This window comes from Mycobacterium sp. (assembly GCF_050700595.1).
Classification (GTDB): domain Bacteria; phylum Actinomycetota; class Actinomycetes; order Mycobacteriales; family Mycobacteriaceae; genus Mycobacterium.
Map to the genome: position 1 here is coordinate 1 of NZ_JBOHHI010000025.1, position 20,003 is coordinate 20,003.

A 20,003-nucleotide genomic window follows, 5' to 3' on the forward strand; every position below is an offset into this window, starting at 1 on the left:
CGAGGGCGGCCGGCACACGCCGTTCTTCAACAACTACCGTCCGCAGTTCTACTTCCGCACCACCGACGTGACCGGTGTGGTGACGCTGCCGGAGGGCACCGAGATGGTGATGCCCGGTGACAACACCGACATCTCGGTGAAGCTGATCCAGCCCGTCGCCATGGACGAGGGTCTGCGCTTCGCGATCCGCGAGGGCGGACGCACCGTCGGCGCCGGCCGAGTCACCAAGATCGTCAAGTAGTTTCTGCGCGAGCGGCGCTCATCCGAAAGAGTGAGCGCCGCTTCACGTTGGGCGCTACTATCCCGCACATGTTGTGGCGCTATCTGAAATCGCAGTTGTTCGTGTTGCTGTGCGGCGGGCTGGTCGGACCGATCTTTCTGGCCGTGTACTTCGCCACCGGGCAGGAAAACCTGCTGAAGTGGATGTTCTACGTCGGCCTGTTGGTCACCGCGGCCGACGTGCTGATTGCGCTGGCGCTGGCCAACTCCGGCGCGAAATCGGCAGCCCTGTCCGCCACGCTCGAAGAAAGCGGAGTTCTGGCGCTGGCGCAGATCACCGGGTCATCGCCAGCGTCACCAGACTTGGCAACATCACCGCGCGCAAGCTGGTGGTGTTGGGCGATCCCGCGACGGAGAAATACCGAATCGACTGGGAGCGAAGCGCTTTGGTCAATGGTCTGGTGCCTGCGCAGTTCACCCTGGAAGAGGACAACACGACTTGCGGCTTGAGCACAAATCCGGTGCTGCTGCAGGAGTTGGAGGCACTGCGCCGTTCCGGCGCGGTAACCGACCAGGAGTACGCCAGCAAGCGCGCAGAGATCATCGCCGAGATCTGACTAGAACACGTTTCAGTTTCGCTGCTAGCCTGGTCGGCAGTCGGCGAAAAGAGGTGTCTGTGTCGGGAACATTGCAAGGACGGGTGGCATTCGTCACGGGTGCTGCCCGTGGTCAGGGTCGTTCGCACGCCGTGCGGCTGGCGCGGGAGGGCGCCGACATCATCGCGCTGGACATCTGCGCGCCGGCGTCCGACATCCTCACCTACCGCGCGGCGACTCCGGAGGACCTCGCCGAGACCGTGCGTGCCGTCGAGGCTGAGGGCCGCAAGGTGCTGGCTCGGGAGGCAGATGTCCGCGACGACGCGGCGCTGCGTCAGTTGGTCGCCGACGGCGCGGAGCAATTCGGTCGGCTCGATATCGTGGTGGCTAATGCCGGTGTGCTGAACTGGGGCAGGCTGTGGGAACTGTCCGACGAGCAGTGGAACACCGTCATCGACACCAACCTGACGGGCACCTGGCGCACATTGCGCGCCGCAATCCCGGCGATGATCGAGGCCGGCAAGGGCGGCTCGATCATCGTGGTGAGTTCAGCGGCCGGGCTGAAGGCAACACCGGGCAATGGACACTATGCGGCGTCCAAGTACGGTCTGGTCGGTCTGACCAACACGCTGGCGCTGGAGCTGGGTGAATTCGGTATCCGGGTCAATTCGATCCACCCGTATTCGGTGGACTCCCCGATGATCGACGACGACACGATGATGAAGCTGTTTGCCCAGTATCCTCATTATGTGCACAGCTTCCCGCCAATGCCGTTGCAGCCCAGGGGGTTCATGTCGCCCGACGAGGTGGCCGATGTGGTGGCCTGGCTGGCCGGCGACGGTTCCGGGACGTTGTCGGGCGCGCAGATCCCGGTCGACAAGGGCGCCTTGAAGTACTGACCGCAGCCATCGTGTATGAAGTCGACGTGGGGAATAGCGAAGACAACGGAGTCGTGATCGTCGGCGGGGGGCTGGCGGCTGCCCGGACCGCTGAACAACTGCGCAAAGCGGGTTACACCGGCTCGCTGACCATCCTCAGCGACGAGGTGCATTTGCCCTACGACCGGCCGCCGCTGTCCAAGGAGATGCTGCGTAGCGAGGTCGACGACGTGACTCTCAAGCCACGCGAGTTCTACGACGAGCACAACATCACGCTGCGGCTGGGATCTGCGGCCACCAGCCTGGACACCGCGGCGCAAACGATAACGCTCGACGACGGCTCCGCGCTCGGCTACGACCAGTTGGTCATCGCGACCGGGCTGGTGCCGCGGCGCATTCCGGCGTTCCCCGACCTGGAGGGCATCCGGCTGCTGCGTTCGGTTGACGAGAGCCTCGCGCTGCGCCACCACGCAGCTGCTGCCCGCCGCGCCGTCGTCGTGGGCGCCGGCTTCATCGGCTGCGAAGTTGCGGCAAGCCTGCGCGGTTTGGGCGTGGACGTGATGCTGGTCGAGCCGCAGCCGACGCCGCTGGCGTCCGTGCTCGGCGTGCAGATCGGTGAGCTGGTGGCGCGGCTGCACCGCGCTGAGGGTGTCGACGTGCGTACCGGGGTCGGGGTGGCGGAGGTGCGCGGACACCGGCATGTCGAGACCGTCGTGCTGACCGACGGCGCCGAGGTGGCCGCCGACCTGGTGGTGGTCGGGATCGGGTCACGGCCTGCGACCGATTGGCTTGACGGCAGCGGCATCGAAGTCGACAACGGCGTGATCTGCGATGCCGCCGGACGTACCAGCGCGCCCAACGTGTGGGCGCTCGGTGACGTCGCATCCTGGCGTAACCCGATGGGACACCAAGTGCGAGTGGAGCATTGGAGCAATGTTGCCGAGCAAGCGCGCGTCGTGGTGCCCGCGCTGCTCGGCGGTGACGTGCCGCCGAACGTCATCGTCCCATACTTCTGGAGCGACCAGTACGACGTCAAGATCCAGTGCCTGGGTGAGCCACATGCCACCGACACCGTGCACCTGGTCGCGGACGACGGCCGCAAGTTCCTCGCGTACTACGAACGCGACGGCGTGGTGGTCGGTGTCGTCGGCGGCGGCATGCCCGCCAAAGTCATGAAGGCCCGGGCCAAAATTGCTGCCGGAGCAGCAATCTCGGAGGTATTGGGCTGACCGACAACGACCCTAGAGCTGACCCAGATAGAAGCGGCCGCCCTGATCGTCGGTGCACTCCGCGGTGATTCCGTATGGCTGACGGGCCGGCTCGGCCAGCACGGTGCCGCCGGCCTCGCGAACCCGGGAGACGGCGGCATCGATGTCGGCGACCGTCCACATCGGAACCGTGATCGGGCGGGCGCTGCCGCCGGCGACGCCGGCCATCGGATGGGCGGCGGTCACCTGCCAGCCGTCGTGGATGTGGCCCAGCTCGAAGGTCCAGTGCAGCACTGGGCCGTAGAAATCGCGGAAAAGCGCAGAGTCCGGCACTTCGTAGGTGACGTAGGACAGCTCGCCGGGGCCGGATCCGTTGAGCTCCGGCCGTTTCCGGCCGGCAGGTGGCTCGTAGACCGAAAATGCGACGCCCTGTGAGTCGGTCGCGTCCATGATCGTGCCGTAGTCGGACTGGCGCACCTCACCCGGTGTGCCGCCTGCCTGGGCGATGGCGCGCCGGGCGGCCTGCACATCGGTGACGGCGTAGCAGCACAACAACGTGGGATCTCCGTCGACGCTGTAAATTCCCGTCGGCAGTTCGGTATTCGTCACCCGGTGCGACTCGGAATCGTAGGTCCAGCCGAGCACATGTCCGTAGAAGGCAGCGGCGCAGTCGGCGTCGGGACTCCACACCGACACGTAGCCGATATCGCCGTGCTGAATGTGCGCGACGGCTGTCTTCGTCGGTCCGCTGAGCATCCAGCGGTGGCCGAACGGATCGATGATCGTCGCGTTGCGTGCACCGTAGTTCTCGTAGGGTTCGCGCTCGATCGTGGCGCCGTGCTCACCGGCCTGCCGTAGCGCCGCGTCGGTGTCGGCGACGTGCAACATCAGGCTCACCGAGACCGCGCCAGCAGCAGGGGCTTTCAGCCCAAGTTCGGGGTATTCATCGGCCAGGTACAACACACCGCCGGCGATCGCCAGCTCGGCATGCCCAATTCGCCCGTCATCCATCACGATTGGGTCCCCGACCACGATGGCGTCGAACGCGTCGGCGTACCAATCGATGGCCCGTCGCGCATCGGCGACGCACAGATACGGCAGCGCCGCGGCGCGCGAAGCGGCGGTACCGGCGTTCGCGGATGGCTCGGTCAGCTCGGAAAGCGCAGCGGCAACACCAGTCATCACAACTCCTTCGGTTCCAGCAGGCAAGGACAATGCCGATTCCAGGCGTCGACGCAGTTGCGCGGCGAATCCCGGGTCGGGCTGCACCGGAAGGTCATCGGTGTGCAGCACGTCCAGCGGGTCACTGCGCCGACTCATGACGTGCCTCCTTCCGTGTAGTGCGCTTTGAAGGCCCGCCGGGCCCGGACCAGCAGCGCCTCGGTGGCATGCACCGTGCGTCCGATCAGCTCGGCACACTCGGGCACCGAGCAGTCGTCCATATACCGCAGCGCCAGCACCGTGCGGTGCGGCTCGGACAACCGCGCCAGCACGGTTTCGGCGACGATGCGATCCAATTCGGCGTCCCAGTCCTCACCCTCGTCGACCGGCTCGGGTAGCTCGGCGACCGGCACCGTGAATCGGTGGTGTCGGCGCCGGTAGTGGTCGGCGAGCTTGTGCCGGGCCACGCCGAGTAGCCACGGCAGCGCGATCGGCGGCGGCTCGGTCTTCCGGGCGGCGTCCATCGCCGCCAGAAATGTTTCCGACGTCAGGTCCTCGGCTGTTCCGCGATCGCCGCAGCGGCGAATGAAATACCCGTACACAACCGGCAGCGCCTGGTCGTACAGCGCCAGCAGTGTGCGCGGAGCATCCGTCGGGTCCGGTTCGGCGCTCACACCTCTATCGTCGCGCTGGCGGCGCGAACTCCGACGCGTGTGGTCATTTTTTCGTCGCGAGCGTGCGCCAACCCGGAGTTTTTCCGCACGCCACTGGGACGCGCACGCTCGCGGGGGACGACGTTAGGTCCACGTCACCGGCACCCCGAACGGCGTACAGTCGGCCAGCAGCTCGTCGTCGCCGTCCGGCCAGCTGCGGGCCCGCACCACGAACTCCACCGCGGCATCGGGTGCTCGCCGTTGCGGCTCCAGCATCAGATGGGCGAACGGTGCGCCGGCGTGCGCGCCGGTTGCCAGTGCATCGATCCCGGCCGCCACGGCCGCCTGTTCCTCGGCGGAGAGGTATTGCCTGGTGATCGAATGCCACAGCACGGTCAGCGCGCCCTCCGCGACGGCCAGGCCGGCGACAGCCTCGGCGGCACTGCTGCGGTGCAGTGGCGCCGCGACGTCGCGAGCCACCCGGATCGCGCCGCGCAGCCGATCCAGCCGGGCGGTCATATCGGCCCAGACGTAGCTCAGCAGCGTCAACTCCCCGTCGCGGGTGGTGGCATCGACCGGGGCGATGTCGTAGCCGTGCCGCTCCACGATCCGCGGGGTAGCGGCCGGCGGCAGCCGGCCACGCCAGGCGTCGTCGATGATCACCGGCGAGTCGGCCGGGCCCCACTGCCCACCGGGATGGCGGTATCGGTAGCAGTCGGCGCGCAGGTTGAGCCCGGCGCTGCACCCGATCTCGAAAAGCCTTATCGGCAAACCGAATCGGCGTGACAAGATCAGCAGACCGCCGATCAGTGCCGCGGACCGGCCTACTTCGTTGGTCTGCGGCGGCTGGCCGAGGGCGGTGCGGAGCGCCTCGGCATGGTCGGCGGCGGCCAGTGCGATATCCGGCCAGGCCGCCTCGGCGTTCCAGCTACCACCGGTGCTCGGATACCAGCGGCGTAGCGATGGCGCGCGCCCGTCGAGAACCAGCCGGTGCAGGCCGCCGAGCAGTCGCAGCGGCACCGCCAACCGTGCGGGCGCGTCTTGGTGGCCCGACAGGATATCGGCGAAGACGCCGCCGGCGTCGACGTCGCCGGCCAGTTGGCCGAGCAGGTCACCGTACATCGGGGAGCCGAGCTCGGCACACGCCCGCCCCTGCAGCCGCAGGGACCGCAGCAAGCGGTCGCCACTCACCGGTCCGGGTCGCCCAGCCCGGCCCCGACGACGTCGAATGCGTCCCCAAGCGCCTGCCTCAGCGATACGGATTCGTCGTCCAGCCAGTGCTCGTAGGCGCTCAGCGCGACACCGAGCATCATCCACGCAACGGTCTGCGGCGCCAGGTCAGTGGGTTCGGCGCCGGACCGGCGTGCCACGAATTCGGCGATGACCTCGCGCCAGCCGGCATACATCGTCATCGAATACGCCTGCAACTCCGCGGTTTGCAGGATCACCCGCATACGCAGCCGGTGCCGCGCGGTTTCCGACTCGCCGAAGGTGTTGAACGCCAACAGCGCTGCCCGCAGCGCTGCACCCAACGGCACCTGTGGGTCCACGTTGTCGAGCAGCTCCCGTAGGTGCTGCAGGTGGGCGTCGAAGTCGCCCCAGGGAATTGCGTTCTTCGAGGCGTAGTAGCGGAACAGACTACGGCGCGCGATCCCGGCCGCGTGAGCGACGTCGTCGACGCTCACCTGTGTGAACCCGCGTGCGGCGAACAATTCGAGCGCCACGTCGGTGATGTGGTGCGGTGTCGTCGAGCGGCGCCGGCCCACCCGCGCGTGCTGCAACATGGCACCACCTTTCCAGGGGCCCTCTTCCGTTCTGGCACTCGATGCCATATTCTGACGAACATTCTGACCGGCTCGACGCACATTGTCGAGCACTGACGACGAAAGGCAAACCTCATGGAGCAAAACCAGCAGATCGACACCGAAGCCGAGCTCGTTACCGAGATCCTGGTGGAAGAGGTGTCCATCGACGGCATGTGCGGGGTCTACTGACCGTGCCGACTGCTGCGCAGATCTTCGACCCCGATGCCGGGTGGCGGTTACATCCGCAGGTGGCTGTGCGACCCGAACCGTTCGGCGCGTTGCTGTATCACTTCGGCACCCGCAAGTTGTCGTTCCTGAAGAACCGCACCATTGTCACCGTCGTCCAGTCGCTGGGCGATCATCCCGACGTGCGGGCCGCCTGTCGCGCCGCCGGAGTCGATGACGCAGCGGAGCCGCAGTATCTGCACGCGTTGGGTGTACTGGCCGGCTCGAACATGCTGGTGCCCAGGGAAGCAACGGAAGCGAACCAATGACCGCGGTCGTACCTCGCCTCATCGAGCAGTTCGAGCACGGGCTCGACGCACCGATCTGCCTGACCTGGGAGTTGACGTATGCCTGCAACCTGGCGTGCGTGCACTGTTTGTCGTCGTCGGGCAAACGCGATCCGCGCGAGCTGTCCACCCGGGCTTGCAAGGACATCATCGACGAGCTGGAACGCATGCAGGTGTTCTACGTGAATATCGGCGGCGGCGAACCGACTGTGCGGTCCGACTTTTGGGAGCTGGTGGACTACGCCACCGCCCACCACGTCGGCGTGAAATTCTCTACCAACGGCGTGCGGATAAACCCGCAGGTGGCCGCCCGGTTGACCGCCAGCGATTACGTCGACGTCCAGATCTCGTTGGACGGCGCGACGGCCGACGTCAACGACGCCGTGCGCGGTCCCGGGTCGTACGCCATGGCGACACGTGCGCTGCAGAATCTGGCGGACGCAGGGTTCAAAGACGCCAAGATCTCGGTGGTGGTGACCCGGCACAACGTCGACCAGCTCGATGAATTCGCCGCGCTGGCCAGCAGTTACGGTGCCACCCTGCGCATCACCCGGTTGCGACCATCCGGTCGCGGCGCCGAAGTCTGGGATGATCTGCACCCGACCGCGGGGCAACAGATTCAGCTCTACGACTGGCTAGTCGCCAAGGGAGAGCGAGTGCTGACCGGCGACTCCTTCTTCCACCTCTCGGGGCTCGGCGAACCGGGCGCGCTGGCCGGCCTGAACATGTGCGGAGCCGGACGGGTGGTCTGCCTGATCGACCCGGTGGGCGATGTCTACGCCTGCCCATTCGCCATCCATGATCGATTCCTCGCTGGAAACGTGTTGTCCGGCGGCGGGTTTGACAACATCTGGAAGAACGCCCCGCTGTTTCGTGAGCTGCGCGAGCCACAGTCGGCCGGTGCCTGCGGCAGCTGCGGCCACTACGACAGCTGCCGGGGCGGCTGCATGGCGGCCAAGTTCTTCACCGGTCTGCCGATCGACGGCCCGGATCCGGAATGCGTGCAAGGCCATGGCGCGCCGGCGCTCACCAGTGAACGCCACAAGCCGCGTCCGGCCGGTGACCACTCCCACGGCCGGCGCAGCAGCGGACCGGTGCCCCTCATATTGTCCAAACGACCCTGCAACGAAAGCCCCGTTTAACCATGGCCCGCGACACCTGGTTCGAGACGGTCGCCATCGCACAACAACGGGCGAAGCGACGGCTGCCGAAGTCGGTCTACGCCGCTCTGCTCGCCGCCAGCGAAAAAGGCATCAGCGTCGCCGACAACGTGGCGGCCTTCAGCGAGCTCGGCTTCGCACCGCATGTGGTCGGTGCGGTCCAGAAGCGTGAACTCTCGACAACGGTGATGGGGCAGGATATTTCGCTGCCAGTGATCATCTCGCCGACCGGCGTGCAGGCGGTCCACCCGGACGGTGAGGTTGCGGTCGCGCGGGCAGCCGCCGCACGCGGCACCGCGATGGGGTTGTCGTCATTCGCCAGCAAGCCCATCGAGGAGGTCATCGCCGCAAACGACAAGCTGTTCTTCCAGGTGTACTGGCTGGGCGGGCGCGACGCGATCGCCGCGCGGGTCGAACGGGCGCGCCAGGCCGGTGCGGTCGGCCTCATCGTCACCACCGACTGGACATTCGCACACGGGCGGGACTGGGGCAGCCCCAAGATCCCCGAACAGATGAACCTACGGACCATCTTGCGGTTGTCGCCGCAGGCGATCACCCGGCCGGGCTGGCTGTGGAACTTCGGCAAGACGCTGCGCCCACCGAACCTGCGGGTGCCCAACCAGGCGCGCCGCGGCGAACCTGGGCCGCCGTTCTTCGCCGCCTATGGCGAGTGGATGGCTACACCACCGGCCACCTGGGAGGACATCGCCTGGCTGCGGGAGCTGTGGGGGGGCCCGTTCATGCTCAAAGGCGTGATGCGCGTCGATGACGCGAAAAAGGCTGTGGATGCCGGTGTTTCGGCCATCTCGGTGTCTAACCATGGCGGCAACAACCTGGACGGAACGCCGGCCACGATCCGTGCGCTGCCCGCCGTCGTCGACGCGGTCGGCGACCAGATCGAGGTGTTGCTGGACGGTGGCGTCCGGCGCGGCGGCGACGTCGTCAAGGCGCTGGCATTGGGAGCGCGGGCGGTGATGATCGGCCGCGCATACCTGTGGGGCCTGGCGGCCGCCGGGCAAGCGGGCGTGGAGAACGTACTCGACGTACTTCGCGGCGGTATCGATTCGGCGCTGATGGGCCTCGGGCGCGCGTCGGTGCACGACCTCGGTCCGGACGACGTCGTGGTGCCGCCCGGGTTTGCTCGCACACTCGGGGTGTCCCCGACCTGAGGAATGCAGTCGCACCACATCGCCACCAGAGGGAAGCCTGATACGCCGGTGGCGGACGTTGCTGGGCGGAAGAGCGTGGCGAAACAATCGCAAGCTACCAAAAGAAATTCCACCAGACAACCAACAACCGATGCACGCCAGGTGAATTCGTCTTACGATCGGCGGGTGGCGGTCCTCGGGGAACTCGGCAGCTCGCCGTCGAGTGACCTACAAGGCACGTCGACCGCTGTGATCATCCCGGTGGGATCCACCGAACAGCACGGGCCTCACCTGCCGCTGGACACCGACACCCGGATCGCGACCGCGGTCGCCCGCGGGATCGTGGCACGCCTCGCCGACGCGCCGGCGTGCGGCAGTGGGTGGCAGTGGCTGGTGGCACCGGCCATCGGATACGGCGACAGCGGCGAGCACCAGAGCTTTCCCGGGACGGTCTCCATCGGCACCGAGGCCCTGGCCACGCTGCTGGTGGAGTACGGCAGGTCGGCCACCTGTTGGGCACCGCGGCTGATCTTCGTCAACGGCCACGGCGGCAATATCACCGCCCTGGGCCGTGCGGTGGCCCTGCTGCGATCGGAGGGCCGCGACGCCGCTTGGTGTGCCTGCACCGCGTCCGGTGCCGATGCACACGCCGGCCACACCGAAACCTCGCTACTGCTGCATATTTCGCCTGCCGAGGTGCGCGCCGACCGGTGGTGTGCGGGTAACGGTGCGCCACTGTCCGCCCTGCTGCCGGCGATGCGTGCCGGGGGAGTGGCCGCGGTCAGCGAGGTGGGCGTGCTGGGAGATCCGACCACGGCAACCGCAGCCGACGGCCAGCGAATGCTCGCAGAAATGGTGGAACGGTGCCTGCGCCGGGTGGCGCGGTGGGCACCGGGCGCCGACGGGATGCTGAGATGACCGCGACCCGGTTGCCCGACGGGTTTGCTGTCCAAGTCGACCGACGGGTCCGGGTGCTCGGCCAGGGCTCCGCGCTGCTGGGTGGGTCTCCGACCCGGCTGCTGCGGCTGGCGCCGGCCGCACAGGACATGCTGGCCGACGGCCGCCTAAAGGTTCACGACGCCGTCAGCGCACAGCTGGCGCGGACCCTGCTGGATGCGACGGTTGCACACCCCCGACCGGCTGGTGGGCCGTCGCATCGAGATGTCACCGTGGTGATCCCGGTGCGGGACAACGCTTCTGGTGTCTGTCGGTTAGTCTCCGCGTTGCGCGGGCTTCGAGTCATCGTCGTTGATGACGGTTCGTCGGAACCTCTTAAGCGCGAGGACGTTTCCGATATGCACTGTGATGTTGAAGTGCTGCGCCACTCTCACGCTAGAGGTCCGGCCGCGGCTCGCAATACTGGGTTCGGGGTGTGCACAACCGATTTCGTCGCTTTTATGGACTCCGACGTGGTCCCGCGGCGCGGCTGGCTGGAAGCCCTGCTCGGTCACTTCTGTGACCCAACCGTCGCGCTGGTCGCGCCGCGCATCGTCGGCCTGACACAAAGCGACAATCTGGTGGAGCGGTACGAGGCGGTGCGCTCGTCGCTGGACCTCGGGCACCAGGAAGCGCCGGTCATTCCCTATACGACCGTGTCGTATGTCCCCAGTGCGGCGATCGTTTGTCGCCGGTCCGCGCTGTGCGCGGTTGGCGGATTCGACGAAACGCTGCGCGCTGGCGAGGATGTCGATCTTTGCTGGCGGCTCGTCGAAGCGGGTGCCAGGCTGCGGTATGAGCCGATAGCGCTGGTCGCCCACGACCATCGCACCGATTTGCGGGATTGGTTTGTGCGCAAAGCGTTTTACGGTGGCTCAGCGGCGCCGCTATCGGCGCGTCACCCGGACAAGACAGCGCCGCTGCTCATCTCCGGTTGGGCGCTGGCGGCCTGGGTGTTGATGGCCGTCGGGTCCGGGCTGGGATATATGGCGTCGCTGCTGATCGCCACACTGACCGGCCGGCGGATGGCCAGGTCGATACGGGGCACCGAGACCCGGATCGCGGATGTCCTGGTGGTCACTATCCGGGGACTGTGGTCGGCGGCACTGCAACTGGCATCGGCGATCTGCCGGCATTACTGGCCGCTCGCATTGGTCGCGGCGATCATGTCCCAGCACTGTCGCCGCGTCGTGGTGATAGCTGCCGTCGTCGACGGCGTGGTCGACTGGCTCAACCGCGGCGGAACCGACGATGACGATTCCAGACGGATAGGACTGGTGACCTACCTGCTGCTCAAGCGCCTCGACGACCTGGCCTACGGACTCGGGTTGTGGTACGGAGTGGTGCGCGAACGGAATATCCGACCGCTCAAGCCGCAGATCCGAGTCTGACCGGCCAGTTGATCACCGCCGCCCTGCGCAGTGATGTGCTGATCATCGGTGCGGGAAGCGCCGGATCGGTGGTAGCCGAACGGCTTTCCGCCGATCCCAGCTGTGCGGTGACGGTGTTGGAAGCCGGTGTGAGTCTCGCCGACGCGGCGTTACTGGCTCTGACCGCTAATGGGCTGCAGCTTCCGATCGGCGCCGCGAGTCCACTGGTGCTGCGCTACCAGACGCAACTCACCGAGCGCCCGGCGCGTCGGACGGCGATCATGCGCGGCGCCACGGTCGGCGGTTCCGGCGCCGTCAACGGCGGTTACTTCTGTCGCGGCCTGCCACGCGACTTCGACGGGTACGCGCTACCCGGTTGGGCGTGGTCGGACGTCGTCGGTCACTTTCGTGCTATCGAGACGGACCTGGATTTCACTGGGCCGGCCCACGGCCGCAGCGGTCCGATTCCGGTACGCCGGACAACCGAAATCAACGGCAGCACGGCATTATTCGTGGATGCCGCGCAGCAGGCTGGATTTTCCTGGATCGATGACCTCAACGACGTCGGGCCTGCGATGCCGTCCGGTGTGGGTGCGGTGCCGCTGAACATCGTCGACGGCGTACGCACCGGGCCGGGCAGCGGCTACCTGATACCGGCCCTGGGGCGCCCCAACCTTTCCCTGCTGACGCAGACCCGGGCGGTGCGGTTACGGTTTTCCGGCGGACGCGCGGCCGGAGTGGATGCGATTGGGCCGGGCGGTCCGGTTTCCGCTGCGGCTGATCGAATCATATTGTGCGCCGGTGCGATCGAATCAGCACATCTGTTGATGCTTTCCGGTATCGGTGATGAGGTCATGCTGAACGCCGTCGGGGTGGATGTGGTGGCGCCGTTGCCGGTCGGAATGGCGTGCAGCGACCATCCGGAATGGGTATTGCCGACCAACTGGGTGACTGCAGCTGGTCGGCCGGTAATCGAGGTACTGCTGAGCACTTCTGACGACATCGAGATACGGCCGTACACTGGTGGTTTCGTGGCAATGGTCGGTGACGGTACCGTAGGGCATCCGGATTGGCCGCATATCGGCGTGGCACTCATGCAGCCGCGGTCGCGGGGGCGTATCACGCTGGTGTCCGCCGACCCGGATGTGCAGCCGCGTATCGAGCACCGTTACGACAGTGAGCCCGACGACATTGCCGCGCTGCGGCAAGGAAGTGAACTTGCCCGAGAACTGGTCGGGCAAGTCGGTGAACCTACCTGGGCGACGTCGCAGCACTTATGCGGCAGCGCACCGATGGGCAATGAGCGCAACCCGGGCGCCGTGGTCGATCAGCGGTGCCGAGTGCTCGGTATCGACGGCCTGTGGGTGATTGACGGTTCGGTGCTGCCGACGATCACCAGCCGGGGGCCGCACGCCACGATCGTGATGCTCGGACACCGCGCTGCGGAGTTCGTCGAGTGAGCTCAGCTGCGGTGGCGCCCGCGCCGGCTGGACAGGAGTCGGCGTACCGGGCGCAACTGCTGCCCGTCGCGGCCCGGCGCCCAGGCGGCGATGAGCAGGGCAGCGACGGCGATGATGACCGCAAGCACCAGAAATGAGGACTGCATCGCCTGCAGGAATGCGGTCCGGCTGAGGTCAACGAGCTGGCTTCTCTGCGGCCCAATGTGTTTGGAGATGTTCAGTGCCTGAGCCAACGAATGTGAGACCGGGCCGCGAAGCGGTTCGGGAAAGGCGGCCAGGTGGGGTGTGACGAGGTGGCCGTACCCTGCCGCCAGGATCGAGCCCGCCAGGGCGATGCCGAGGGCCGCACCCAGTTCGCGCGTGGTGTCATTGACCGCCGAGGCAACGCCTTGTTTCTCGTCCGGCACAGCCGCCATGATGGCTGATGTCGTTGGCGCCGTGCAGAATCCGATCCCGGTGCTGATGACCAGCAACGGCCACACCATATCCCAGTACGGTGAATTCAAGTCGAGGGCGCGCATCCAGAGGAAGCCGACCGATATCAGCAGTAGGCCGGGGAGGATCACCAGCCGCAGGCCAAGCCGTGGCAGGTACCAGCCGGACAACACGGACAGCGTCAGCATTGGCAGCATCAGCGGGCTGAACGCGATCGCGGTCTGGATTGGGCTGTAGCCCATCACCAGTTGGACGTACTGCATCATCACGAAGAAGAAGCCGAACATCGCCATGAAGAAGACGGTGATCGTCGCGGCTCCGGTGGCGAAGTCCGGTCTGCGGAACAATCGGACGTCGAGCAGGGGATGGCGACGTCGCACCTCGACGAATCCGAAGATCGCCGCCAGCGCCACGCCTGCACCCAGCGATCCATAGACCAGCGGGTCGCTCCATCCCAGCGCGGGTGCTTCGACCACACCGAGTACGAAAACCGCGACGGCGCCGCCGATTAAAGCCGCTCCCACCCAGTCCAGCGGGGTGGCCTCGTCGTCGCGTGAGGACGACATCGTGCATGCCAGCACGAAGATCAGCGCCGCACCACCTGCGAAGGACCAGAAGATCGACTGCCACGACCAGAAATGCAGGAGTAGTCCGGATCCGAGCATCCCGATAACGCCCCCGGAGCCTGCCACGCCGGCCCAGATTCCCACCGCCTTGGTGCGCTGGTCGCTTGAGTAGGCGGCGGTCAAAAGTGACAGGGTGGCGGGCATGATGAAGGCGGCACCGGCACCCGCCACGGCCCGGGCCACGATGATCTGCAGGGGGGTGTCGAATATCGTCGGCGCCACTGAGGCGAGCGCGAAGATTGCCAGGCCGATGAGCAGGGCTCCGCGGCGGCCATAGCGGTCACCGATGGCCCCGGCCGGTAACAGCAGACATGCGAGTACCAGCGTGTAACCGTCGACCACCCAGGTCAGTTGCGCCTGGGTCGCCGCGGTAGCTACGGCGATATCGCCCAGTGCGGTGTTCAGTGCGACCATCGACGCGATCACCAGCGACACGCCCATGCACGCCACGGCCAGTGTCCAGATTCGGGCCCGGGTGGTACCGCCGATGGCCGTCGCATCGGTACGCTGATCAGGCCGGGTGAAGGTATCGACCATCGTGGCGCGCCTCTCTTCGGCGATGAAGGTGCTTTCGAGACTAATAGTCTCGTAGGTAGACCGATAGTCTCGTTCTTAAACGGGAGGTGGTACCGATCACCGGCGGTAGTACCGATCCCCGGCCGGCGCGCTCGCGGGCCCGCCTGCTCGAGGCCGCCACTGCGCTGCTGCGCTCAGGCGGCCCGAAAGCGGTCACCGTCGATGCGGTCACTCGTGGGGCCAATGTGGCCCGCGCCACCTTGTATCGCCACTTTCCCAGCGGAAACGATTTGCTGGCAGCGGCTTTCAACAGCCTGATCCCGCCGGCGCCCATGCCGCCGGCGGAGGGCTCGCTGCGCGACCGGCTCATCGCATTGGTGCAGGATGAGGCCGATTTGATAGCGGAGGCTCCGGGCATGCTGACGGCGATGTCGTGGATGGCCCTGGGCGGCGATCTAGAGCAGTTGCCAGAAGCTCGTCAGCCCCATGGTGCCGACAGCGAGGCGATCACCACCCTGCGGGAACGTATCGCCCAGCAGTACGCGGCGCCGTTCGATGCCATTTTCGATAGCGCGGAGGCCGCCGAGTTGGGTGAGATCGACCGTTCCCGGGCGATCGCCATGCTGATCGGCCCGCTGGTACTGGGCCGGCTGTCCACCCTGCCCGATTTCGACTACCGCGAATGTGCCCGTGCTGCCGTCGACGGCTTCCTTCATGTACAGCGGCAGCGAAATCAAATCAGCGCAACGAATACCGAATCGGCAGGTGCTTGAGCCCTCCGACGAAGATCGTTGAGATGAGCTCCGGCTCGCCACTGCACTCGATGGATTTCAGCCGCGGCAGCAGTTCGGCGAAAAAGCTGCTCACCTCCATGCGGGCCAGCGCAGCACCCAGACAGAAGTGCACGCCGTACCCAAATGACAGGTGTTTGTTGGGATCCCGGCCGACATCGAAACGGAACGGGTCGTCGAACACTTCCTCGTCGCGGTTGGCGGAGACGTAGGACATATACACCGATTCACCCTTGGCGATCGGAACCCCGCGCACCGCGGTGTCTGCGGTGGCGGTGCGCATGAACTCCTTGACCGGGGTGACCCAGCGGATCATCTCCTCGGTGGCCAGCGGCATCAGATCCAGGTCGTTTTGCAGGCGTTTTCGCTGGTCGGGATTTTCGATCAGCGCCTGCAGGCCACCGGCGATCGTCGCGCTGGTGGTGTCGTGGCCGGCGGTGGCGATGATCACGTAGTAGGAGGCCGTTTCGACATCCGACAGCGGTTCGCCGTTGATGCGGGCGTTGGCGATCGCCGAAGCCAGATCCTCGGTCGGGTGCTCGCGCCGCGACGCAGTGAGCGCACTGAAGTAACCGAAGAAGTCGAGCAGAACCTGCAGTTGTTCTTCGGGGGTGTTGCCGCGTTTGAACTCCTCGTCGTCGCCACCGAAGAGTTCCTGGGTGAGCCGCAGCATCCGCGGAAAGTCCGATTCCGGTAGGCCCAGCAGCGACATGATCACGTAGAGCGGGTAGTTGACCGCGACCTCCTGCACGAAGTCGCATTCGGGGCCGACCGCCATCATCTTGTCGACGTAGATCTTGGCCAATTCGTCGACGCGAACCTTCAGCGCCCGCATGGCCTTTGGACGAAACCAGTCCGCGCCGATGGCGCGTACCACCCGATGTTGCGGGTCGTCCAGGTGGATCAGGGTGCGCAGCCCCATTCCGGCTTCCAGCTGAGCGCACGCAATGTCGTCATTCTCCGCCGTCTGGAGCAGTGGCCGCGGCTCGTTGATCCACAGGATGTTGTCCCGTTCGACGTCCATGATGTCGGCGTGCTTGGTGATCGCCCAAAACGGTCGGTACGGGGGGCAGTCGACCAGCGACACCGGCGCATTTGCGCGCAGATGCGTCAGCGCCGCGTGCAGCCGCGGCTCGTCGGCGTAGGCCGTCGGGTCGGCGAATACCTGTGCGGCCTCGTCAATGATCGGGGTGCTCATCGGCCTCCTCAGTTTGACGTGTGTCAATTTTTTCAGTGTCCCTGATCGTCGAATATCCCGGGAGTGGTTTCGCTGATCCGTAGGCTGGAGTTTCGTGCCGATCCGATCGTCTCGTCGTCGACAAGCGTGGGCCGTCGTGCTGGCCGCAGCGATCGTGGTGGCGGGCTGCGGCCAGGTCGGCAGTGCGCCACCACGGAAGTCCGAGCCGCCCTATGCCGGCCCGCTGGATGCCGCGATGGTCCGTACGTCGATGGGACCGCTGCGCGGTTCGGTAGCCGCGGATTACCGGCTGTTTCAAGGCATCCCGTACGCAGCCCCGCCGGTCGGATCGCTGCGCTGGCAGCCGCCGCAGCCGGCGTCGCCGTGGTCGGGCACGTTGGACGCCAGCAAACCGGGGCCGCAATGCACTCAGGAAACCCCACACAACTCACGGACAACCAAACCGACCAGCGACGACTGCCTGACGCTCAACGTGTGGACGCCGCCCGTCGGGCGGGCCGGCGAGAAGCTCGCGGTGATGGTGTGGATGCACGGCGGCGGCTTCGTTAATGGCAGCGGCGACATCTATCACGCGCGCTATCTGGCGGCCAAGGGCCACATCGTCGTCGTCACGATCAACTACCGGCTGGGCGCGCTGGGCTTCCTCGCCCACCCGTCGCTCGGGTCGTCCGCTGACATCGGCAACTACGGGTTGGCCGATCAGCAAGCCGCGCTGCGCTGGGTCCGCGACAACATCGCGGCGTTCGGCGGCGATCCCAGCAAGGTGACGATCGCCGGTGAGTCCGCCGGCGGCATGTCGGTGTGCAATCACCTGGCAGCGCCCGGATCGGCGGGGCTGTTCCGCGCGGCGATCATCCAGAGTGCGCCGTGTCAGGCCATGGCCGACTTGGCGGCCGCCCAGCGCATCAGCGTGGACTACGCGGCGTCGGTGGGGTGCCACGATCCGGCCACCGCCGCCGGATGCCTGCGGTCATTACCGGCTACGGCGTTGGCCCGCCCGCTCTGGTACGCCCGCGTCGGCGACTCCGACGCTCTGAGCGGCCCGGTAGCCGGCACTCCGGCACTGCCGGACGGTGCGGTCCCGGCGATCATCGCCGGGCAGGCCGCCCGGGTGCCGGTATTGATCGGCATCAATCATGACGAGTTCACCATGTTCGCGGCGTTGCGCTACATGCGGTCGAACCGGGGGGTCACGCCCGACGAATATCCCCACGTGCTGGCCGACATATTCGGCGCCGACGGTCCAACCGTACTGACGCACTATCCACCCGAGCACTACGGCGGCGACGTGTCGTTGGCCTACTCCGCCGCCGTCAGCGACGGCGTCTTCGCCTGTGTCACCGACCGGATGGCGTTCGCGCTGGGCCGCAGCGCACCGGTCTATGCCTACGAATTCGACGATCCCCATGCCCCGGCTCCCGAACCGTTGCGGCATGCGCCATTTCCGGTCGGCGCCAGCCACTCACTGGAGCTGCGCTATCTGTTCAACTTCAGCGGTACCCCCTCGCTCAGCCCGGCCCAGCAGGCACTGTCGAACCAGATGATCGCCTACTGGAGCCAGTTCGTGACCAACGGCGCGCCAAAGGCCGCCGGTCAACCCGAGTGGCCGGCGGCGGGTGGGGAGCACGCGCCATGGATGTCGCTGCGGCCCGACGGCAGCAGGCTTACGACCTCGTTCGAGGAGTCGCACCAATGCCCGTTCTGGGCAACCTTGAAGGGCAAGTCGTGAGCACTACTGCGCAGCCGGCGTGACCCAGGTCGTGATGTCGGCGTGCACGACCTCGGCGCCGGTGCGGTCGGTCACGCTGACCGGCACCACCAACTCGACGCCATCGGTGATCCGGGAGAAGTCCGGCGGCTCGAGTCGGGCCACCGCTCGCAGCGACGTGGTGGCCTTTTCCAGGTACTGGACGCACATCCCTTTTGGTATCCAGCGATGGCTGCGCGGCACGGTGGCCTCCATCAGCATGCCCATCGCGACCTCGGCGGCATTGCAGGACGCGATCGCGTGCACGGTATGCAAATGGTTGTAGACCAAGAACCACTTGGGGACCCGCACCTCGGCCAGACCGGGCTCCATCCGCACCACGTGCGGCAGCACCGAGGCGAAGTACGGAACGCGCAGCATCGCTGCCGCCGAGAACAGCCGGCTGCCACCCGGGCGCCCGGATAGCCGCTGCCAGGCCTGGTAGGTGCTGGTCGGAGCCGCCATAACCAACTATCTTACTTCCGAGTAAGGTGTTCGGAGCGTTGAGTCTGCGCTGAGCGCGTCGGCTACTCCTCGAACTTTCTCGCGGTAGACGCAGAGTCAAGCGTCCGCCCGGCGGCCGGGGAGGATTTGGCCGCGAACCCGATCTGGGGCATACTGTTCAGGTTGCCTTGCGCCGGGTTAACGCCTGGCCGGGCATACGACCGGCGCCCAGACGGGCGCGTCCGGTCCCATCCTTGGAGCGCGACGATTTTCGGTCGCGGACCAGGCTGCGTGCGGGCGACACACCCGACCGCGGGGGCCGGTGGACCACGACAGGTAAACAGCGGCGGCGGCATCCAGCGCAACGGCCAGGCGGACGGGGCGCGGAGCACACGGGTCCGGACACGGATCCCGAGTAGGAGCGAGGTAGCAGTAGCGTGGCGGGACAAAAGATCCGCATCAGGCTCAAGGCTTACGACCATGAGGCTATTGACGCCTCGGCGCGCAAGATCGTCGAGACGGTCACCCGCACCGGTGCCAGCGTGGTGGGTCCGGTGCCGCTGCCGACCGAGAAGAACGTGTACTGCGTCATCCGGTCCCCGCATAAATACAAGGACTCGCGGGAGCATTTCGAGATGCGTACCCACAAGAGATTGATCGACATCCTCGACCCGACACCGAAGACCGTTGACGCCCTGATGCGCATCGACCTGCCGGCCAGCGTCGATGTCAACATCCAGTAAGGCCGGGAAATGACAGCGACTGATTCTGAGCACCAGGGCAACGTAGTTCGCAAGACTGTTACGGGGATACTGGGCACCAAGCTTGGGATGACTCAGGTCTTCGATGAGAGCAACAGGATTGTCCCAGTCACCGTGGTAGCGGCTGGGCCGTGTGTGGTGACCCGGATCCGTACTCCGGAGCGGGATGGTTACCTCGCCGTTCAGCTCGCCTACGGCGCCATCGATCCGCGTAAAGTGACCAAGCCGGTGACTGGGCACTACGCTGCTGCGGGTGTCACACCGCGACGGCATCTGGTTGAGCTGCGTACCACCGACGCGGCTGATTACCAGGTTGGTCAGGAGCTCACCGTTGACGTGTTCACCGCCGGAACCATGGTTGATGTGGTCGGTACCAGTA

19 protein-coding genes and 3 pseudogenes are annotated in these 20,003 nt (G+C 66.4%); 15 read left to right on the forward strand and 7 right to left on the reverse strand.

Annotated elements, in window-relative coordinates; translation table 11 throughout:
* The 4 genes and pseudogenes from ACRDTL_RS02180 to ACRDTL_RS02195 all read left to right on the forward strand — a co-directional run.
* Positions 1 to 241: pseudogene (locus tag ACRDTL_RS02180) on the forward strand (elongation factor Tu); the annotation flags it as partial.
* Between the two features lie 68 nt (positions 242 to 309).
* A pseudogene (locus ACRDTL_RS02185) lies at positions 310 to 836 on the forward strand (hypothetical protein).
* Positions 837 to 889: 53 nt separating this feature from the next.
* The gene (locus ACRDTL_RS02190) at positions 890 to 1,714 is read left to right on the forward strand and encodes a mycofactocin-coupled SDR family oxidoreductase (RefSeq protein ID WP_431505087.1); all 825 of its coding nucleotides are present in this window, start codon (positions 890 to 892) and stop codon (positions 1,712 to 1,714) included.
* Positions 1,715 to 1,722: 8 nt separating this feature from the next.
* Positions 1,723 to 2,922, forward strand: a complete 1,200-nt coding sequence (locus tag ACRDTL_RS02195) for an NAD(P)/FAD-dependent oxidoreductase (RefSeq protein ID WP_431505102.1) — start codon at positions 1,723 to 1,725, stop codon at positions 2,920 to 2,922.
* Positions 2,923 to 2,934: 12 nt separating this feature from the next.
* On the opposite strand, the gene ACRDTL_RS02200 is transcribed toward ACRDTL_RS02195, so the two are convergent.
* The 4 genes from ACRDTL_RS02200 to mftR form a co-directional block, all read right to left on the reverse strand.
* Positions 2,935 to 4,221 carry a VOC family protein gene (locus ACRDTL_RS02200; protein ID WP_431505088.1) on the reverse strand — a complete coding sequence of 429 codons (1,287 nt, stop codon included), beginning with the start codon at positions 4,219 to 4,221 and terminating at the stop codon, positions 2,935 to 2,937.
* Positions 4,218 to 4,736 carry an RNA polymerase sigma factor gene (locus ACRDTL_RS02205; RefSeq protein ID WP_431505089.1) on the reverse strand — a complete coding sequence of 173 codons (519 nt, stop codon included), beginning with the start codon at positions 4,734 to 4,736 and terminating at the stop codon, positions 4,218 to 4,220. Before ACRDTL_RS02205 ends, ACRDTL_RS02200 begins: the two co-directional genes overlap by 4 nt.
* 123 nt (positions 4,737 to 4,859) lie before the next feature.
* Positions 4,860 to 5,906, reverse strand: a complete 1,047-nt coding sequence (locus ACRDTL_RS02210; protein WP_431505090.1) for a DUF2332 domain-containing protein — start codon at positions 5,904 to 5,906, stop codon at positions 4,860 to 4,862.
* On the reverse strand, positions 5,903 to 6,499 hold the full coding sequence (gene mftR, locus ACRDTL_RS02215; RefSeq protein WP_431505091.1) for a mycofactocin system transcriptional regulator: 597 nt from the start codon (positions 6,497 to 6,499) through the stop codon (positions 5,903 to 5,905). Before mftR ends, ACRDTL_RS02210 begins: the two co-directional genes overlap by 4 nt.
* Before the next feature lie 114 nt (positions 6,500 to 6,613).
* Here mftR and mftA point away from each other — a divergent pair, with 114 nt between their 5' ends.
* From mftA to mftG, 7 genes are all read left to right on the forward strand, one after another.
* The gene (gene mftA / locus ACRDTL_RS02220) at positions 6,614 to 6,709 is read left to right on the forward strand and encodes a mycofactocin precursor MftA (RefSeq protein ID WP_431505092.1); all 96 of its coding nucleotides are present in this window, start codon (positions 6,614 to 6,616) and stop codon (positions 6,707 to 6,709) included.
* Positions 6,694 to 7,014: a mycofactocin biosynthesis chaperone MftB gene (gene mftB / locus ACRDTL_RS02225; protein WP_431505093.1), complete on the forward strand. Its 321-nt coding sequence runs from the start codon at positions 6,694 to 6,696 to the stop codon at positions 7,012 to 7,014. The genes mftA and mftB overlap by 16 nt, the downstream gene beginning before the upstream one ends.
* Positions 7,011 to 8,174: a mycofactocin radical SAM maturase gene (gene mftC, locus ACRDTL_RS02230; RefSeq protein ID WP_431505094.1), complete on the forward strand. Its 1,164-nt coding sequence runs from the start codon at positions 7,011 to 7,013 to the stop codon at positions 8,172 to 8,174. The genes mftB and mftC overlap by 4 nt, the downstream gene beginning before the upstream one ends.
* Before the next feature lie 2 nt (positions 8,175 to 8,176).
* Complete coding sequence (mftD, locus tag ACRDTL_RS02235) at positions 8,177 to 9,361, forward strand: pre-mycofactocin synthase MftD (RefSeq protein WP_431505095.1); 1,185 nt, start codon at positions 8,177 to 8,179, stop codon at positions 9,359 to 9,361.
* Positions 9,362 to 9,502: 141 nt separating this feature from the next.
* Positions 9,503 to 10,258 (forward strand): mycofactocin biosynthesis peptidyl-dipeptidase MftE, encoded by a 756-nt coding sequence (gene mftE / locus ACRDTL_RS02240; protein ID WP_431505096.1) that lies wholly within the window; start codon positions 9,503 to 9,505, stop codon positions 10,256 to 10,258.
* Positions 10,255 to 11,667 (forward strand): mycofactocin biosynthesis glycosyltransferase MftF, encoded by a 1,413-nt coding sequence (gene mftF, locus ACRDTL_RS02245; RefSeq protein WP_431505103.1) that lies wholly within the window; start codon positions 10,255 to 10,257, stop codon positions 11,665 to 11,667. Before mftE ends, mftF begins: the two co-directional genes overlap by 4 nt.
* A gap of 11 nt (positions 11,668 to 11,678) precedes the next feature.
* Positions 11,679 to 13,106, forward strand: coding sequence for a mycofactocin dehydrogenase MftG (mftG, locus tag ACRDTL_RS02250; RefSeq protein WP_431505104.1), 1,428 nt, complete (start codon positions 11,679 to 11,681; stop codon positions 13,104 to 13,106).
* A 17-nt stretch (positions 13,107 to 13,123) separates the two neighbouring features.
* Here mftG and ACRDTL_RS02255 read toward each other — a convergent pair.
* A pseudogene (locus ACRDTL_RS02255) lies at positions 13,124 to 14,704 on the reverse strand (MFS transporter); the annotation flags it as partial.
* Between the two features lie 86 nt (positions 14,705 to 14,790).
* Here ACRDTL_RS02255 and ACRDTL_RS02260 point away from each other — a divergent pair.
* Positions 14,791 to 15,456, forward strand: a complete 666-nt coding sequence (locus tag ACRDTL_RS02260; RefSeq protein WP_431505097.1) for a TetR/AcrR family transcriptional regulator — start codon at positions 14,791 to 14,793, stop codon at positions 15,454 to 15,456.
* Here the strand turns inward: ACRDTL_RS02260 and ACRDTL_RS02265 are convergent.
* Positions 15,422 to 16,672, reverse strand: coding sequence for a cytochrome P450 (locus ACRDTL_RS02265; protein ID WP_431505098.1), 1,251 nt, complete (start codon positions 16,670 to 16,672; stop codon positions 15,422 to 15,424). The two genes, ACRDTL_RS02260 and ACRDTL_RS02265, sit on opposite strands and share 35 nt — an antisense overlap.
* A 94-nt stretch (positions 16,673 to 16,766) precedes the next feature.
* Between ACRDTL_RS02265 and ACRDTL_RS02270 the strand changes: the two genes are divergently transcribed.
* Positions 16,767 to 18,401 carry a carboxylesterase/lipase family protein gene (locus ACRDTL_RS02270; RefSeq protein WP_431505099.1) on the forward strand — a complete coding sequence of 545 codons (1,635 nt, stop codon included), beginning with the start codon at positions 16,767 to 16,769 and terminating at the stop codon, positions 18,399 to 18,401.
* 3 nt (positions 18,402 to 18,404) lie between these two features.
* Here ACRDTL_RS02270 and ACRDTL_RS02275 read toward each other — a convergent pair whose 3' ends face one another.
* Entirely contained in the window at positions 18,405 to 18,884 is a 480-nt protein-coding gene (locus ACRDTL_RS02275; RefSeq protein WP_431505100.1) for a hotdog fold domain-containing protein, read from the reverse strand.
* A gap of 416 nt (positions 18,885 to 19,300) precedes the next feature.
* On the opposite strand from ACRDTL_RS02275, the gene rpsJ reads away from it, so the two are divergent.
* Both rpsJ and ACRDTL_RS02285 read left to right on the forward strand, forming a co-directional pair.
* A complete protein-coding gene (rpsJ, locus tag ACRDTL_RS02280; protein ID WP_003883485.1) occupies positions 19,301 to 19,606 on the forward strand; it encodes a 30S ribosomal protein S10 in 306 nt (101 codons plus the stop codon).
* 9 nt (positions 19,607 to 19,615) lie between these two features.
* Positions 19,616 to 20,003: large ribosomal subunit protein uL3 (locus tag ACRDTL_RS02285; RefSeq protein WP_431505101.1), on the forward strand; the 388-nt coding region annotated here is incomplete at its 3' end.